We start from the raw sequence: 14759 nt of genomic DNA on the forward strand, positions 1-14759 counted from the left end.
ATCGCGTGGTCAGGCGGCTCCGGGCCGGTTTTCTTGTAATTCGCTCCGGCCCCCTGTGTCCCGGGCAAGGTTCGCGCCGTGCTGGTGCACGCGCACGATGGTCGAGTCGATCGAGGCCACCCAATCCAGGTCGCCCACTTCCTCGGCCCGGGTCTGGACCACTTTGTGCACCCGGTCCCAGGTGCCGTCCTTGGCCCAGCGGTCGAAGTTCTTGAAGACGGTGTTCCAGTTCCCGAACCGCTCCGGGAGGTCCCGCCAGGGGGCGCCGGTACGGAACTTCCACACCACGGCCTCGACCACGGTGCGGCGATCGGCCACGGGGCGCCCGGTTCCCTTGTACGGGGGAAACACCGGACCGATCACTTCCCACACGCCATCGGAGATCAAATCGCGATTAGCCACCAGACCATCGAACCCGATCCTTGCCTCATGACGCTTTAGCAACACACCCTAGAGATCCACCGCGGCCGGCCCGTGTTCTACGGGTGCGGGGACCTCGTCAACGACTACGAGGGCATCACCGGCTACGAGGGCTTCCGCGACGAGCTGCGCCTGCTCCACTTCGCCACGCTGGACCTGGCCACGCGCACGCTGGTCGACCTGACGCTCGTGCCGCTGCGGGCCCGCCGGCTGCGGCTCGAGCGCGCGGGACAGGACGACACCCGCTGGCTGTTGGACCGGCTCAACGAGTCCGGGGCGCGCTTCCGCACCCGGCTCACGGCCGACTCGCACGGGGCGCTCTCCGTCGGGCTGGCCTGATCAGCGGCCCGAGCCCGACGCTGAGACGCGGCGCCGCTAGCAGGCCGGGACACGGCTCCCCCGCCGGCCACGTAGCACCCGCCACATTCTATTGATGCTTCAATAAACTTTCGCTACGGTGGATCCAGACCCCCACCGAAGGAGCCCCACATGTCGATCGTCGTCACCGGAGCCACCGGCCAGCTCGGCCGCCTCATCGTCGAGTCCCTGCTGGCCCGCGGCGTCGCGCCCGCCGGAATCACCGCCACCGGCCGCTCGGTCGAGCGCCTGGCCGACCTCGCGGAGCGCGGCGTCCGCACCGCCGCCTTCGACTTCGACGCCCCGGCCGACGGCGTCATCAACGCCGGCGACACCCTGATGCTGGTCTCCGGCTCCGAGGTCGGCCAGCGCGCCCGCCAGCACGCCAACGCGATCGAGGCGGCCCGGCGGGCCGGCGCCGCCCGCATCGTCTACACTTCGGTCCTCGACGCCGCCGACTCCCCGCTGATCCTCGCCCCGGAGCACAAGGCCACCGAGGAGGCCCTCGCCTCCTCCGGGCTGCCCGTCACCATCCTGCGCAACGGCTGGTACACCGAGAACTACCGCCCCGCCTTCGACCAGGCTGCCGCGACCGGCTCCTTCATCGGCAGCGCCCGGGACGGGAAGGTCTCCTCCGCCGCCCGGGCGGACTACGCCGAGGCCGCCGCCGTCGTCCTCACCACGGACGGACACGAGGGCAAGACCTACGAGCTCGCCGGCGACGAGTCCTTCACCATGGCCGGCCTCGCCGGGCACTTCGGCGACGCCCTGGAGCGCGAGATCGCGTACGCGGACGTCGACCCGGACGCGCACCGGCAGGCCCTGGCCGGCGCCGGGCTCGACGAGGGCCTGGTCGGGTTCCTCGTCGCGCTGGACGCCGACACGGCCGACAACCTGCTGCACTCCGAGTCCCGGGACCTCGCCACGCTCATCGGCCGGCCGGCCACGCCGGCGCGCGCGACCGTCGCCGGGTGGGCGTCGGCCAACTAGTCCCCCGCGGAACGCGAACGGGCCGCCCCGGCTTCGGCGCGGCCCGTTCGCATGCCGGCACGCGGCTCAGGCGACGTCGAGGCGGCGCTCGGCGGCGGCGGCCCCGCCGTCGTCCTCCGCCATCAGGCGCCGCGCCTCCTTCAGGGCCCGCGAGGAGCCCTTCTTATCCAGCTCGGCGAGCTTGAGCAGGTTCGCGATCCGCTGCTCGCGGCGCGTCCGCGACGTCTCCTGCACGAGCTCCATCATGGTCAGCACGCGCGCGTGCGCCCGGCGCCCCCGCGCCTCCTGGCTCGCATCGTCGCGCTCGATTTCGCCGAGGATCTCCAACGCCTCGGCCAGCCCCTTGTTCATGCGTTCCCCCGGGTCTTGTGTGGCACCCGGGTGTGACCCCGGGCATAGTACATGACCAATACCGTAGCGGCGCGCGTCACAGTTTCGTCAATTCGACACGACGTATGACGAAACATGCCAAGTCCGCGGCGCTATTCTGGGGCGGCGCCGCCCCCCGCCCAGCGCAGCACGCGCAGGGCCCGCAGCGTGGCCCAGCGGCTCGGCTCCCCCTCGGCGGCGTCGAGCGTCAGGAACGCCTCCCCCGGCCACGGCACGCCGGCGGGCCAGCGCCCGTCGGCCCCGCGGAGTGCGACGACGGCGTCCAGCGCCTCGCGCATCCGCGGTTCGAAGGCCCGGCCGGCGGCGCGGAAGTAGTCCAGGGCGCGCAGCACGTCGTAGAACCAGTAGGTCGGGTAGGACAGGTTGCCGTACCGGGCCTGGACGGGCTCCCCGGTGGAGAGGCAGAACAGCAGGCGCCGCTCCAACAGGTACTCCTCGCCGGCGGCGAGGGCCTCGTCGACGCCGGGGTGGGTCCCGCCGGCCCGCTGGTACTCGAGGAGGCCCTCCAGAACGCACAGCGTGGTGTCAAAGGAGGACCGCTCCGAGGCGGGGGCGTCGCAGTTCCAGCCGCCGTCGGCCTGCCGCTCGGCGAGGAGCCGGGGCACGAGCCGCCCGCCCGCGCCGCCGCCGAGCCGGCCGAAGTACGCGCCGCACGCCAGGACGGTCCCGTTGATGCAGGGCTCGACCTCGCCGTGGAAGAACGGGAGGTTGTCCCAGTAGTGCCACACGACGTGCTCCTGGACGAGATCCATTGCGCGCCCGACGGCGGGGTCCCGCGGCGGGACGCCCAGCCAGCGCAGCGTCGCGACGGCCCAGTAGGTGTTGCGGTGGTCGTCGGTCCACTCGGCGCCGCCCCAGAACCCGCGCCGGTCCTGCAGTGCGAGCAGCTCCGCGCCCCAGCCCTCGGACACGGTCCGCGCGCGCTCGGCCTCGACGTCGTGCGGCGGCGCGTCGAGCAGGTCGCGCAGGACCTGCGTGCGGAGGGCGGGGTCGGAGTCGAGCAGCCAGGCGGTGACGTCCACGCGGCCCATCATGGTGGCGGCCGGGCCCCGGCGCCAGAGTTGATCGCCGCCCTTTACCTCTCCGCGTTCCGGACCTAGCGTGGCCAGTCCGGGGCGTCCCGATCCGGGCCCCCGGCGACCGGACGACCAGGAGGTCCCGCGATGTCGATTCCCCCGTCAGAGCCCGCGCCGAACACGCCGGACCCCGGCCCGTACCCGACCGAACCGCCGCCCGGGCCCGCCCCCGCGGAACCGGGACCGTTCCAGCCGGAGCCGGGCCCCGAACCCTTCCAGCCGGAGCCCGGGCCGGAGCCGTTCCAGCCCGCTCCCGGACCGGATCCGGCGCCGGTGCCCGGACCCGACGTCCCGCCGGTCCCGGACCCGGATCCGGCACCCATTCCCGAGCCCGAGCACCCGAATCCCGACCCGACGCGGATCGAGTAGCCCGTGGACCCCGTGGCGCTGGTCTTCGGGGCCGTGGTCGTCGGGATCATGGTCTGGCTGCTCATCGGCATCGAGCGCTCCGGCCGGACGGACCGGCGCGGCGAGGACCACGACGGACCGAAGTCCGGCCCCGGCGGCGTCAGCGAGCGCCGGGGCCGGACTCGTCCGGGACGCCGCCGGAGCGGAGGAACTCCCTGACCGCCCCGGCCGGCACGCGGTAGCTGCGGCCGAACTTCACGGCCTTCAGCTCGTTCGCGTGGATCATCCGGTAGACGGTCATCTTCGAGACCCGCAGGACCTCCGCCACCTCGGCGACGGTCATCAGGTGCGGATCCGGAATCTCATGCGCTGCGACCGCCATGGCCACTCCCCCCATGCGCGGCGCCCCGCTCCCCAACGGCCGGCCCCGCGCTTCGAAACGTGATGGTCCCGTGAGGCTAGTGACTGGCGTGGCCCTTGTGAAGGGGTGCGGCACGGATCGTTACGCGGCGGGCTGCCCCGCGAGCACGGCGTCGATCTGCCCGACCGCCTCCCGCAGGCCCTCCTCCATGCCCATCTCGACCATCTTCTCCAGCTGCTCGAGGCTCTCGAAGGACGAGCGCATGGTCATCCGGGTCCGGCCGCCGGACTCCTCGAGCGTGACGACGCAGTGCGTCGTGCCGAGGAACCCGCTGGGCTCGCCGTCGTCGCCGGCGAAGCCGTCGTCGAACTCGAGCCGGCGGGGCGCGTCGACGTCGGTGATGCGCCACCAGCCGCGGGCCTTGTCGCCCTCCGGGCCCGTCATGAAGTAGCGGACCTGGCCGCCGGGCTCGAACTCGTGGCGCTCGAACGTCGCGGGGTACGTGGGCGGGCCCCACCAGCGCTCGAGCTGGCGCGGGTCCTCCCACACCCGCCAGACGCGGGCTGCGTCGGCCTCGAACTCGGCGACGACTTCAAGGAGCAGCCGCTCCGGGTCCTTGTTCACGCTGATGACACTCATGGTTCCGTTCCTTCCGCTCCGGAGACCAGGTCCCCGATCCTCGCGGCGCGTCCGCGCCACAGGTCCTCGTAGGCGTCCAGGAGGCGCGCCGCCTTGCGCAGCGCCTCCGGGTTCCCGTGCACGATCTGCTCCCTTCCCCGTTTCTCCTTGGTGACCAGAGCGGCCCGCTGGAGCACCGCGACGTGCTTCTGCACCGCCGCGAAGCTCATGTCGTAGCGCCGGGCCAGCTCGGACACGGACTGTCCGCGCAGCATCGCCTGCCTGATGATGTCGCGCCGGGTCGCATCCGCCAGGGCCTGGAAGATGCGGTCCACCTCGTCGTCCGTGAGCTCATTTACAACCATTTGGTTGTAGGTTAGGCCGGTCCCGATCGATGCGCAAGGGGTCGGCGCGGCCGGTTTCCGCGGCCGGGGTCACCGCCAGCAGAGGCAGAACGGATGGCCCGCCGGCGAGGCGTAGACCCGGAAAAGATCCGGGGCCAGCTCCCGGTCCTCCTCCTGCAGCAGCCGGGCCCCGGCCTCGAGCGCCTCCCGGTGCGCCGCGTCGATGTCGGTGACGTGGAAGTCGACGTGGACCTGCTGGGGTGCGCCGTCGGGCCAGTCCGGCGGGACGTGGTCCGGCGCGAGCTGCACGGCGATGCGGGGCTCCCCGGCGACGCGGACGGTGTGCCAGTCCGCGTCGCCGTCGACCTCCCCGCCGAGCAGCCGCGCCCAGAAGGCGCTCTCGCCCGGCATGTCGGCGGCGTCGAACACGACGATCTGGTGCGTGATGTCCATGCGGCCCAGCGTGCCACCGCCCTGCGGCGAAGAGAACACCGTGCCACCGGCCCCGCGACCACTGGCCCGCCTCGCGCAGAGGTCGTACAATTTCCTGTACCACTCTAGGAGGTCCCATGGCTGTCACTGCGAGCGAGGCCCGCGCCCGCCTCTTCCCGCTCATCGAGCAGGTCAACGCCGACCACGCGCCCGTGGAGATCGTCTCCAAGAAGGGCAGTGCGGTCCTGATGTCGCTCGAGGACTACGAGGCGCTTCAAGAGACCGCGTACCTGCTGCGCACTCCAGCGAACGCCGCACACCTCATGGAGAGCATCGCGCAGCACCGCGCCGGGCGGACTAGAGCCCGCGATCTGGCCGAATGAACATCCTGTTCACCGACACAGCCTGGGACGACTACCAATTTTGGGTCGGCACCGACCGTTCCATCCTCAAACGGATCAACCGGCTCCTCGACGAGTGCCGCCGGACGCCCTTCGAGGGCACCGGCAAACCCGAGGCGCTAAAGCACCAACTCGCTGGCTACTGGTCCCGGCGAATCACGGCCGAGCACCGTCTCGTCTACGCGGTGGAGGACGGCCAGCTGGTCATCGTCTCCGTCCGGCACCACTACTGAAGCCGGCGCCCTACATCCGGTTCTTCGTCCGCGCCGTCGCCGGGGCCGTCCACGGGTCCTCCGGCCACGGGTGCTTCGGGTAGCGCCCGCGCATCTCCGCCCGCACCTGCGCGTACGGGCCGGACCAGAACGAGGCCAGGTCGTCCGTGACCGCCAGCGGCCGCCCCGCCGGGGAAAGCAGGTGGAACAGGACCGGCACGCGTCCGCCGGCCAGCCGCGGCGTCTCCGCCCAGCCGAAGCACTCCTGCAGCTTCACCGCGACCACCGGGCGCCCGTCCGCGTCTCCGGCCTCCGGGTAGTCGATCCGCACCCGCGAGCCGGACGGCACCTCGAGCCGCTCCGGCGCCAGCTCGTCGAACCGGGCCGCCTCGGGCCACGGCAGGAGCCGGCGCAGGGGTTCGGCCAGGCCGATCCCGGCTGCGGCCGCCACGCCGGCGAGCGCGTCCAGTTCGGGGGCGAGCCACTCGTCCAGCCGGGCCAGCAGCGCCGGCTCGGACACGTCCGGCCACGGGTCCCCGAGCTCGCGGCGCAGCAGGGCCAGCCGGCGCCGCAGCGCGTCCGCGCCCTCGGACCAGCCGATCGCCCCCAGCCCCTCGGCGGCCAGCGCGCGGGCGACGGCGGCGCGCCCCTCCCCCGGATCCGGCCGCACCGGCGTGGACGCCAGCACGATCGCCCCCAGCCGGCGCTCCCGCCGGGCGGCCACCCGGCCGTTCGCGAACGCGGCCTCGACCCGGTCGGTCAGCAGGTGCGACGCGGCCGCCTCCGCGGACTCCGCGCCCAGCGGCGCGGCCAGCCGGACGACGGCCCCGGTCCCGGCCGCGTCGCGGCCGGCGGCGCGGGAGACCCCGGCGACGGCCAGCCACTCGTGCCCGGCCAGCGGCGACCCGGCCGGCAGTCCGGCCCGCGTCCCGGAGGCCAGCAGGTACGTCTCCCTCGCCGCCCCGGGCACGCGCCGGGCGACCCGCTCCGGGTAGGCCAGGGCCAGCGTGAACGCGGCGGCCTCGCCCGCGGGGACGTCCGGCAGGTCCTCGGCGCCGCCGTCGTGCTCGGCCGCGACGCGCTCGAGGCGCCGCGCCTCCTGCCGCCAGCGCCCCGCCTCGGGCGCGCGGCCGCCGCGCAGGGACGCGAGCAGGCGCGTGGCGTCGGCGCCGGGGGCGCGCAGGTCCAGGGAGACGACGGCGACGGCCTCCGCCGCGGCGCGGGGCCCGACGGCGGCGGCCCCGTCCAGCAGCGCCCGGGCCAGGCGGGGGTCCGCGGGGATGCGGGCGAGCGTCGCCCCGAGGGCGGTGGCGCGGCCGTCGCCGTCGACCGCGCCGAGCTCGGCGAGCGTGCGGACGGCGTCGGCGAGCGCGGCCGCTGGCGGGGCGTCCGGCAGGCGCAGGCCCTCCCCGCCGGGGGCGCCCCAGCAGGCCAGGGTGAGGGCGGCCCCGGTCAGGTCCGCGGCCGCGATCTCCGGGGTCGGGTGAGCGGGGGCGGCGGCGTGGCTGCGCTGCTCGTAGCAGCGGACCACGGTGCCGGGCCCCTGGCGGGCGGCACGGCCGGCGCGCTGCTCGGCCGAGGCGCGGGAGGCGGAGACGGTGACGAGGCCGGACATCCCGCGGGCGGCGTCGCGGCGGGGCTCGCGGGCGAGGCCGGAGTCGACGACGAGGCGCACCCCGGGCACGGTCAGCGAGGACTCGGCGAGGGCGGTGGAGACGATGACGCGGGGGCGGCCTCCGGGCTCGCGGCCGGAGACGGCGCGCTCCTGGTCGCGGGGGTCGGCCTGGCCGTGGAGCTCGAGGACGTCGGTGCCCCTGGTGCGGGCGCGCAGCCGGTCGGCGACGTGGGAGACTTCGCGGACGCCGGGCAGGAAGACGAGGGCGTCGGTGGCGGCGTCGCCGGCGAGCGCGCGGGCGTGGGCCGCGGCGGCGGTGTCGGCGACGTGGTCCAGGAAGGGCCGGGTGACGCCGCGCTCGTCCAGCCTCGGCCCGGGCGCGGGCGCCCACTCGACGGCGAGCGGGTGCAGGGCGGAGGGGCAGTCGACGACGGGGGCCGGCCCGGCGCCGTCGGCCGCGCCGACGAGCCCGGCGAAGCGGGGCGCGTCGAGCGTGGCGGACATCGCGACGAGCGTCAGGTCCCCGCGCAACTCGCGGACCTCGCCGAGGATGCCCACGAGCAGGTCGGAGTCCAGGGCGCGCTCGTGGACCTCGTCGAGGACGACGGCGGCGGTCCCCTCCAGGCCGGGGTCCGCAAGCAGGCGGCGCAGCAGGATGCCGGGGGTGACGAACTCGATCAGCGTGTCCCGGCCGGCCTTGCGTTCGCCGCGGACCGTGTAGCCGACGCGGGTGCCGAGCGCGCTGCCGTCGAGCTGGGCGAGCCGGCGGGCGGCCGCGCGGGCGGCGACGCGGCGCGGCTGGGTGACGACGACGCGGCCGCGCGCCCCGGCGAGGTTCGCGACGAGGGGCGGGACGAGCGTGGTCTTGCCCGTGCCGGGCGGGGCCTGGACGACGGCGGTGCCCGCGGGGTCGTGCTCCGCCAGGGCGCGGCGGAGGTCCGGGAAGGACCGGGCGAAGACGAGGCCAGCGCCGATGGCTTCGAGGTCGAAGTCGGCAGCGGTCCCGGGGCTCGTCGCGGCAGTCACCGTCCCATTGTGCCGTGCCGGAAATGACCCGCGCCGGGAAGCCACGGCCGGCCCCGTGGTGTCCCGGCGCGCGCGGTGTCTATGCTGGCCGCAGTGTGCCAGCGGAGGGGGAACCATGGCAATCTGCATTCCGGAGGAACCGGAGTTCGGACCCGGCCACGAGGCCGAGCAGGCGGTGTGGCGGCGGCTGTGCGATGCACTGCCCGAGGACGCCGTCGTCGCCCACTCGGTGGCGGTGCGGCACGGGCGGTCCGAGCACGAGATCGACCTGCTGGTCCTCTGGCCGGACGTCGGGATGGCGGCCATCGAGGTCAAGGGCGGGCGCGTCTCCGTCGAGAACGGGCAGTGGTACCAGTCCGACGCCAAGGGCCCGCACCGGATCGAGAGCCCGATGGCCCAGGTCCAGGGCGCCGGGCACGCGCTGGTGGACTGGCTGGCCGGCCGCATGGGCACGCGCGTCACCAGCCGGATGGCCCACGTCGTCTGCCTTCCCTACACGACGGTCCCCCGGCACTGGGAGATGGCTGGCGTCCCCCGCGGGCTCGTCCTGGACGCCGGGGACGTCAACCACGTCGCCGAGCGGCTCCGGCGGGCCATCGAGGAGCACGGCGGCGGGACGGGCCCGCTCAAGGCATCGTTCCTCGACCGGATCCTGCCGCACCTGCGCGCCGACCTCGGCCCCGGCCCGGAGGAGCACGCCGCCACGGCGGGCGAGCTCGAGGACGAGCAGGACGCCCTCACCGGCCGCCAGCAGACGCTGCTGGGCGCCACCCGTTCCCTCGAGCGGGTCAGGTTCCTCGGCGGGGCCGGCAGCGGCAAGACGTGGCTGGCCGTCGCCAAGGCCAGGGAGCTGTGCAAGCAGGGGCTGCGCGTCGGGCTGATCTGCTACAACCGGGGCCTCGGCGGGCACCTCAGGCGCCAGGTCGAGGGGTGGAGGCACCGCCAGCCGGTCTTCACCGGGGAGTTCCACGAGTACGCGCTCTCGCTCGGCGTTCCGGACGGAACCGGCCAGGAGTACTACGACGTCGACATGCCGCGGCTGCTGCGCGAGGCCGGCGCGGCCCTTCCGGAGGACCAGCGGCTGGACGCCGTCGTCTTCGACGAGGCCCAGGACCTGGCCCCGGAATGGTGGGAGGCGCTGCTCGCCTGCACCACGGACCCCGCCCGCGTCCCGGTCTACGCGTTCATGGACGACCGGCAGGACGTCTACCGCCGTTGGGACGGCGAGGCACTCGGCGGTTCGTTCGGCGAGGCGACGGCGCTCGTGCCGATCCACGTCGACGACAACCTGCGCAACACCCGCCGCATCGCCGAGGCGTTCCAGCCGCTCGCCGGCGAGTACTTCAAGCCCCGGTGCAGCACCGGCCTGCCCGTGCGGTTCGTCGCCTGCGACACCGACGCGGCGCTGGACGTGGCGGGCGACTGCGTCGACGCGCTGATCGACGAGGGGTGGGCCAACAACCAGATCGCCCTGCTGACCACCCGCCACCGGCACCCGATCCACCGGGAGCACTTCGACGCCGGCACGGTGGCCGAGTACTGGGCCGAGTTCCACGCGCAAGAGGCGGAGTTCTACGGGCACGTCCTGGGGTTCAAGGGCCTGGAGCGCTCGGTCGTGATCCTGTGCGTCAACGGGTTCAAGGAGGCCGGGCGGGCCGCGGAACAGCTGTACGTGGGCCTGTCCCGGGCCCGGTCCCTGCTCGTGGTCGTGGGCGACCCGGCGCTGATCGAGGAGGCCGCGGGCGCCGAGGTCGCGCGGGCCCTCGACAAGGCCGAGCGCTGGCAGCTGGCGGACTCCTAGGCGCCGCCGTTCGCGGCCGGAACCTTGCGGCTGCGGAAACGAACGTGTAACGCTATGCCATGCGCGTACGTAACACCCCACGTCGGAGCGGAATCAGCCGGGTCCTTGCCGGGTCCCTCGCGGCGGCGCTCGCCGTCGCCCTGGCCGGCTGCCAGGCCACCGCGGAACGGCAGGAGGACGAGAAGCGCCCCATCCCGCACCAGGCCTTCCTCAGCCGTCCGGACCTGCTCCCGCCCCAGGTCGAGATCACCCCGGGCGAAGCGTGGTCCGAGGAGTACGCGGACGCGGAGGAGTACGTCTTCCTGACGCCGAACTACGGGTCGGACACGCCCTCGGACGGCGCCATGATCCTCGATTCCCGCGGCGAGCTCGTCTGGATGAGCCCCGCGAAGGACGACGACCCGAAGGACAACCCCTTCGACCTCCGCGTCCAGGAGTACCGCGGGGAGCCCGTCCTGACCGTGTACCGGGGAACCAGCGACGGCGGCCGCGGCGACGGCGAGGTCCGCGTCCTGAACCAGGCCTACGAGGAGATCGCCACGGTGACCACCGGCGGGTCCCTCGACCCGGCCTGGGCCGACTTCCACGACACCACCATCACCGAGGAAGGCACGATGCTGATCGGCGCCTACGTCCCCGCCCCCGCCGACCTCAGCGCCATCGGCGGGCCGGCCGACGGCTACGTCGAGGACGCCGTGATCCAGGAAATCGACATCGCCACCGGGAAGGTCGTCTTCGAATGGAGCGCCCTGGACCACATTCCGGTCACGGACACCCTGCTCGACTTCGAGGAGGAGCAGCGCGAGATGGCCAAGGAGGCCGAGGAGCAGTCCGAGGGCGCGTCCGACGCCCCGGATCCCGAGGACCTCGGCACCAAGAAGGAGCCCTTCGACTACTTCCACATCAACTCCATCACGGAGGACAAGGACGGGTCCCTCCTCGTCTCCGCCCGGCACACCAGCGCCGTGTACCGGCTGGACCGCGCCACCGGGGAGGTCGACTGGACGCTGGGCGGCGAGGCCAGCGACTTCGAGATGGGCGAAGGCGCGGAGTTCGGGTGGCAGCACGACGCCCACCGCGCCCCCGACGGGACGCTCACCCTGTTCGACAACCACGCCCACGGCGGCGAGGACGACGAGTCCTCGCGGGCGCTGCGTCTGGAGCTCGACGAGGAGGCCATGACCGCCTCCGTGGTCACCGAGTACCTCCCGCCCGAGGAGCGGATGTCCGGGAGCATGGCCAACGCCCAGGAGCTGCCGAACGGCAACATGCTCGTCGGCTGGGGGGCGCGGCCGTTCTACTCGGAGTACACCCCCGACGGCGAGCTCATCTACGACGTCTGCCACGGCGACGAGTGCTACGGCGAGCAGTACCATGGCGGCGGCGGCACCTACCGGGCCTACAAGTTCGACTGGGAGGGCCGCCCGGCGACAGACCCCGACGTCGTCGTCCAGGAGGAGGACGGCGGGCGCACCGCCTACGTCTCCTGGAACGGCGCGACGGAGGTCGCCGAGTGGCGGGTCGTCGCCGGCGCCGACCGGGCCAGCGCCGCCCCGCAGGACCCGGTCGAACGCGACGGCTTCGAGACGGCCCTGCCCGTCCCCGACGGCGCCGAGTACGTCGCGGTGCAGGCCCTCGACGCCGACGGGAAGGTCCTCGCCACCGGCACGCCGAAGAAATAGCGGGCGCGTGAACCGACTCGACACTTGAACGCTCATATGAACGTTCGGTCGGAAAATGTTTCACACGGAATTGAAACGTGCTCCACACCACAGGCACGATGGGCGCGCCGCCGTCGCCCACACCGCCCCGCGGCGCACCGCCGGCCCATCCGCGCCGGTCCCCCGCCGCACGGCCCGGCCGCCCGGCACCGCACCACCGCCCCAGGAGCACCCTGATGAAACGCCCCCTGCGCACGCTCGCGTGCCTCTCACTCGCCTCCGGCCTCGCGCTCACCGCGGCCGGGGCCCCCGCCCCCGCGGTCTTCGCCGCCCCGGCCGGCGACGGCGTCGCCCGTCCCGCCCAGGACGTGACGATCAAGCGGGACCAGTACGGCGTCCCGCACGTCTACGCCGAGACCACCCGCGACCTGTTCCACGGGTACGGCTACGCCGTCGCCCAGGACCGCATGTTCCAGATGGAGATGGCCAAGCGCGCCGTCCTCGGCACGTCCGCCGAGATCCTCGGCCCCGACTACGTCGAGATCGACAAGCGCTCCCGCTCCTCGTTCGACCCGGCCGCCATCCGCGCCCAGATCGCGGCCCTGCCGCAGGAGGACCGCGACATCCTCGAGGGCTACGCGGAGGGCTTCAACGCCTACGTCGCCGAGGCGCTCGCGGACCCGGACGAGCTGCTGCCCAAGCAGTTCCACGACCTCGGCTTCGAGCCCTCGGCCTGGACCGGATACGACGTCGCCATGATCTGGGTCGGCACCATGGCCAACCGCTTCTCCAACTCCACCGGCGAGCTCGGCAGCCTCGAGGTCCTGCAGTCCCTCACCGCCGAGCACGGCGCCGAGAAGGGCCAGCTGCTGTTCGACCAGATCCTCTGGGAGGAGGACCCGAACGCGCCGACGACGGTCCCCCGCCAGGACCGCAAGCGCCCGAACCGCCTGCCCACCGACTCCCCGTCGCAGGCCGCGTCGCTGGAACCGGTCACGCCGGGCCTGAAGGACGCCGGCCTCGAATCCATGCGCGACTTCGGCGGCGGGGACTGGCCCAACCTCAAGCCCGAGGCCAGCAACCTGTGGATCCTCGGCGGGAAGAAGACGGAGTCCCAGGGCTCGGTCCTGGTCAACGGCCCGCAGTTCTCCTGGTTCAACCCGTCCTACGTCTACGGGATCGGCCTGCACGGGGCCGGCTACGACGTCGTCGGCAACACCCCGTTCGCCCACCCGACCATCCTGTTCGGCACCAACCAGGACATCTCCTGGGGCTCGACGGCGGGCCCGCTGGACGTCAACGACGTCTACCAGGAGCAGCTGCACCCCGAGGACCCCACCCGGTACCGGTTCGACGGCGAATGGCGGACCATGGGGCAGCGCACGGAGACGATCGAGGTCGCCGGGGCCGAGCCGGTCGAGCACGCCGTGTACTCGACCGTCCACGGGTTTGTGACGAGCTTCGACGAGGCCAACGGCACCGCGTACTCCAAGAAGCGCAGCTGGGCCGGCACCGAGATCCAGTCATTCATGGCGTGGATCAAGATCATGAAGGCCAAGAACTGGCAGGAGTACCTGGAGCAGGCCGAGAAGGTCGGCATCACCATCAACTGGTACTACGCGGACGACGAGGGCAACATCGGCTACGTCTCCCCCGGCCGCCTGCCGATCCGGCCGGAGCACCAGGACCCGCGCATCCCGGCGCTCGGCGACGGGTCCATGGAGTGGGAGGGCATCCGGCCCTTCTCCGAGAACCCGAAGGCGTACAACCCGAAGCAGGGCTACATCGCGAACTGGAACAACCAGTCGGCGGCCGGGTTCAACCACGAGTCCGGGAACTGGTCGCCCGTGGACCGGGTCAACGAGATCATCGACCGGCTGGAGGCGGAGCAGAAGTTCAGCGCCGAGGAGGCGTGGGCGGTCAACGAGGAGACCTCCTTCGCCGACCTGGACATCCGCTACCTGCGCCCGTTCCTGGAGGAGGCCGTCAAGACGCTGCCGGCGAACGACCCGGTGGCGCGGCGGGTGCGCCTGCTCACCGAGTGGGACGGGCAGAAGCGCGACGGCGACGCCGACGGCGACCTCGACGGCCCGCAGCCGGCGATCATGGACGCCTGGCTGCCGGTCCTCTTCGAGGAGGTCCTGGCCGACGACCTGCCGGCCGACGTGTTCGCGAACTACTCGAAGGGAACCGGCCTGGCCCGGCCGGCCACGGGGACGAAGCTGGTCTACAACGCGCTGCTCGGCGGCGACGCCGGCGTCGAGCAGTCCGTGGACTTCCTGGACGGGCGCGACGGCGGGGACGTCCTGCTCGAGACGTACCGGGAGGCGCTGGACTCCCTCGAGGCCGAGCAGGGCGCCGACCCGGCCGGCTGGTCCGTGCCCACGCCGCGCCACACGTTCGCGCACAAGAACTTCATCGGCGTCCCGCAGGCCGGGGCTGACGAGGAGCTGGCCGGCCCGGCCTACATGAACCGCGGCACGCAGAACGACCTGGTGTCCCTCGACGGCGCCGAGTCCAGGCTGTGCACGGTCGCGCCCCCGGGGCAGAGCGGATTCGTCGCCCCGGACGGGACCCGGTCGGAGCACTACGACGACCAGCTCGAGATGTACGCGCAGTTCGAGTGCAAGCAGGAGGCGCTGACGCCGGCCGCCGTCGACGCGGCCGCCGAGAGCACGACCGTCCTCGAGGGCTCCGGCTCGTAGCC

15 protein-coding genes are annotated in these 14759 nt (G+C 73.4%); 7 read left to right on the plus strand and 8 right to left on the minus strand.

Features of this window, described 5'->3' with window-relative positions; translation table 11 throughout:
* Window positions 1-9: 9 nt before the first annotated feature.
* Entirely contained in the window at window positions 10-447 is a 438-nt protein-coding gene (locus AC1Q5D_RS07225; RefSeq protein WP_481737904.1) for an IS5 family transposase, read from the minus strand.
* A 27-nt stretch (window positions 448-474) separates the two neighbouring features.
* Between AC1Q5D_RS07225 and AC1Q5D_RS07230 the strand changes: the two genes are divergently transcribed.
* Window positions 475-759 (plus strand): hypothetical protein, encoded by a 285-nt coding sequence (locus AC1Q5D_RS07230; RefSeq protein WP_481737905.1) that lies wholly within the window; start codon window positions 475-477, stop codon window positions 757-759.
* Between the two features lie 150 nt (window positions 760-909).
* Window positions 910-1767, plus strand: coding sequence for an NAD(P)H-binding protein (locus AC1Q5D_RS07235; RefSeq protein ID WP_481737906.1), 858 nt, complete (start codon window positions 910-912; stop codon window positions 1765-1767).
* 66 nt (window positions 1768-1833) lie between these two features.
* Here the strand turns inward: AC1Q5D_RS07235 and AC1Q5D_RS07240 are convergent, their stop codons facing one another.
* The 6 genes from AC1Q5D_RS07240 to AC1Q5D_RS07265 form a co-directional block, all read right to left on the minus strand.
* Window positions 1834-2118, minus strand: a complete 285-nt coding sequence (locus tag AC1Q5D_RS07240) for a hypothetical protein (RefSeq protein WP_481737907.1) — start codon at window positions 2116-2118, stop codon at window positions 1834-1836.
* A 131-nt stretch (window positions 2119-2249) separates the two neighbouring features.
* Window positions 2250-3188 (minus strand): prenyltransferase/squalene oxidase repeat-containing protein, encoded by a 939-nt coding sequence (locus AC1Q5D_RS07245; protein ID WP_481738061.1) that lies wholly within the window; start codon window positions 3186-3188, stop codon window positions 2250-2252.
* A gap of 553 nt (window positions 3189-3741) precedes the next feature.
* Window positions 3742-3963: a helix-turn-helix domain-containing protein gene (locus AC1Q5D_RS07250; RefSeq protein ID WP_481737908.1), complete on the minus strand. Its 222-nt coding sequence runs from the start codon at window positions 3961-3963 to the stop codon at window positions 3742-3744.
* A gap of 120 nt (window positions 3964-4083) precedes the next feature.
* Window positions 4084-4581 (minus strand): SRPBCC family protein, encoded by a 498-nt coding sequence (locus tag AC1Q5D_RS07255; RefSeq protein ID WP_481737909.1) that lies wholly within the window; start codon window positions 4579-4581, stop codon window positions 4084-4086.
* On the minus strand, window positions 4578-4925 hold the full coding sequence (locus tag AC1Q5D_RS07260) for an ArsR/SmtB family transcription factor (protein ID WP_481737910.1): 348 nt from the start codon (window positions 4923-4925) through the stop codon (window positions 4578-4580). Before AC1Q5D_RS07260 ends, AC1Q5D_RS07255 begins: the two co-directional genes overlap by 4 nt.
* Before the next feature lie 69 nt (window positions 4926-4994).
* The gene (locus tag AC1Q5D_RS07265; RefSeq protein ID WP_481737911.1) at window positions 4995-5357 is read right to left on the minus strand and encodes a VOC family protein; all 363 of its coding nucleotides are present in this window, start codon (window positions 5355-5357) and stop codon (window positions 4995-4997) included.
* A gap of 116 nt (window positions 5358-5473) precedes the next feature.
* On the opposite strand from AC1Q5D_RS07265, the gene AC1Q5D_RS07270 reads away from it, so the two are divergent.
* Entirely contained in the window at window positions 5474-5719 is a 246-nt protein-coding gene (locus AC1Q5D_RS07270; RefSeq protein ID WP_481737912.1) for a type II toxin-antitoxin system Phd/YefM family antitoxin, read from the plus strand.
* Window positions 5716-5970: a Txe/YoeB family addiction module toxin gene (locus AC1Q5D_RS07275; protein WP_481737913.1), complete on the plus strand. Its 255-nt coding sequence runs from the start codon at window positions 5716-5718 to the stop codon at window positions 5968-5970. Before AC1Q5D_RS07270 ends, AC1Q5D_RS07275 begins: the two co-directional genes overlap by 4 nt.
* A gap of 10 nt (window positions 5971-5980) precedes the next feature.
* Here the strand turns inward: AC1Q5D_RS07275 and hrpB are convergent, their stop codons facing one another.
* Window positions 5981-8590, minus strand: coding sequence for an ATP-dependent helicase HrpB (gene hrpB / locus AC1Q5D_RS07280; RefSeq protein WP_481737914.1), 2610 nt, complete (start codon window positions 8588-8590; stop codon window positions 5981-5983).
* Between the two features lie 115 nt (window positions 8591-8705).
* Here hrpB and AC1Q5D_RS07285 point away from each other — a divergent pair, with 115 nt between their 5' ends.
* From AC1Q5D_RS07285 to AC1Q5D_RS07295, 3 genes are all read left to right on the plus strand, one after another.
* On the plus strand, window positions 8706-10391 hold the full coding sequence (locus tag AC1Q5D_RS07285) for a nuclease-related domain-containing DEAD/DEAH box helicase (RefSeq protein WP_481737915.1): 1686 nt from the start codon (window positions 8706-8708) through the stop codon (window positions 10389-10391).
* 59 nt (window positions 10392-10450) lie between these two features.
* Complete coding sequence (locus AC1Q5D_RS07290; RefSeq protein WP_481737916.1) at window positions 10451-12073, plus strand: arylsulfotransferase family protein; 1623 nt, start codon at window positions 10451-10453, stop codon at window positions 12071-12073.
* Window positions 12074-12288: 215 nt separating this feature from the next.
* Window positions 12289-14757, plus strand: a complete 2469-nt coding sequence (locus AC1Q5D_RS07295) for a penicillin acylase family protein (protein WP_481737917.1) — start codon at window positions 12289-12291, stop codon at window positions 14755-14757.
* The last annotated feature ends 2 nt before the right edge of the window (window positions 14758-14759 follow it).

Source organism: Arthrobacter paludis, assembly GCF_056782315.1.

Bases quoted from the DNA above. Each gene is read 5' to 3' on its own strand.
- AC1Q5D_RS07235 (WP_481737906.1), top strand. From the start codon at position 910: ATGTCGATCGTCGTCACCGGAGCCACCGGCCAGCTCGGCCGCCTCATC.
- AC1Q5D_RS07240 (WP_481737907.1), bottom strand. From the start codon at position 2,118: ATGAACAAGGGGCTGGCCGAGGCGTTGGAGATCCTCGGCGAAATCGAG.
- AC1Q5D_RS07245 (WP_481738061.1), bottom strand. From the start codon at position 3,188: ATGGGCCGCGTGGACGTCACCGCCTGGCTGCTCGACTCCGACCCCGCC.
- AC1Q5D_RS07250 (WP_481737908.1), bottom strand. From the start codon at position 3,963: ATGGCGGTCGCAGCGCATGAGATTCCGGATCCGCACCTGATGACCGTC.
- AC1Q5D_RS07255 (WP_481737909.1), bottom strand. From the start codon at position 4,581: ATGAGTGTCATCAGCGTGAACAAGGACCCGGAGCGGCTGCTCCTTGAA.
- AC1Q5D_RS07260 (WP_481737910.1), bottom strand. From the start codon at position 4,925: ATGGTTGTAAATGAGCTCACGGACGACGAGGTGGACCGCATCTTCCAG.
- AC1Q5D_RS07265 (WP_481737911.1), bottom strand. From the start codon at position 5,357: ATGGACATCACGCACCAGATCGTCGTGTTCGACGCCGCCGACATGCCG.
- AC1Q5D_RS07270 (WP_481737912.1), top strand. From the start codon at position 5,474: ATGGCTGTCACTGCGAGCGAGGCCCGCGCCCGCCTCTTCCCGCTCATC.
- AC1Q5D_RS07275 (WP_481737913.1), top strand. From the start codon at position 5,716: ATGAACATCCTGTTCACCGACACAGCCTGGGACGACTACCAATTTTGG.
- AC1Q5D_RS07285 (WP_481737915.1), top strand. From the start codon at position 8,706: ATGGCAATCTGCATTCCGGAGGAACCGGAGTTCGGACCCGGCCACGAG.
- AC1Q5D_RS07290 (WP_481737916.1), top strand. From the start codon at position 10,451: ATGCGCGTACGTAACACCCCACGTCGGAGCGGAATCAGCCGGGTCCTT.
- AC1Q5D_RS07295 (WP_481737917.1), top strand. From the start codon at position 12,289: ATGAAACGCCCCCTGCGCACGCTCGCGTGCCTCTCACTCGCCTCCGGC.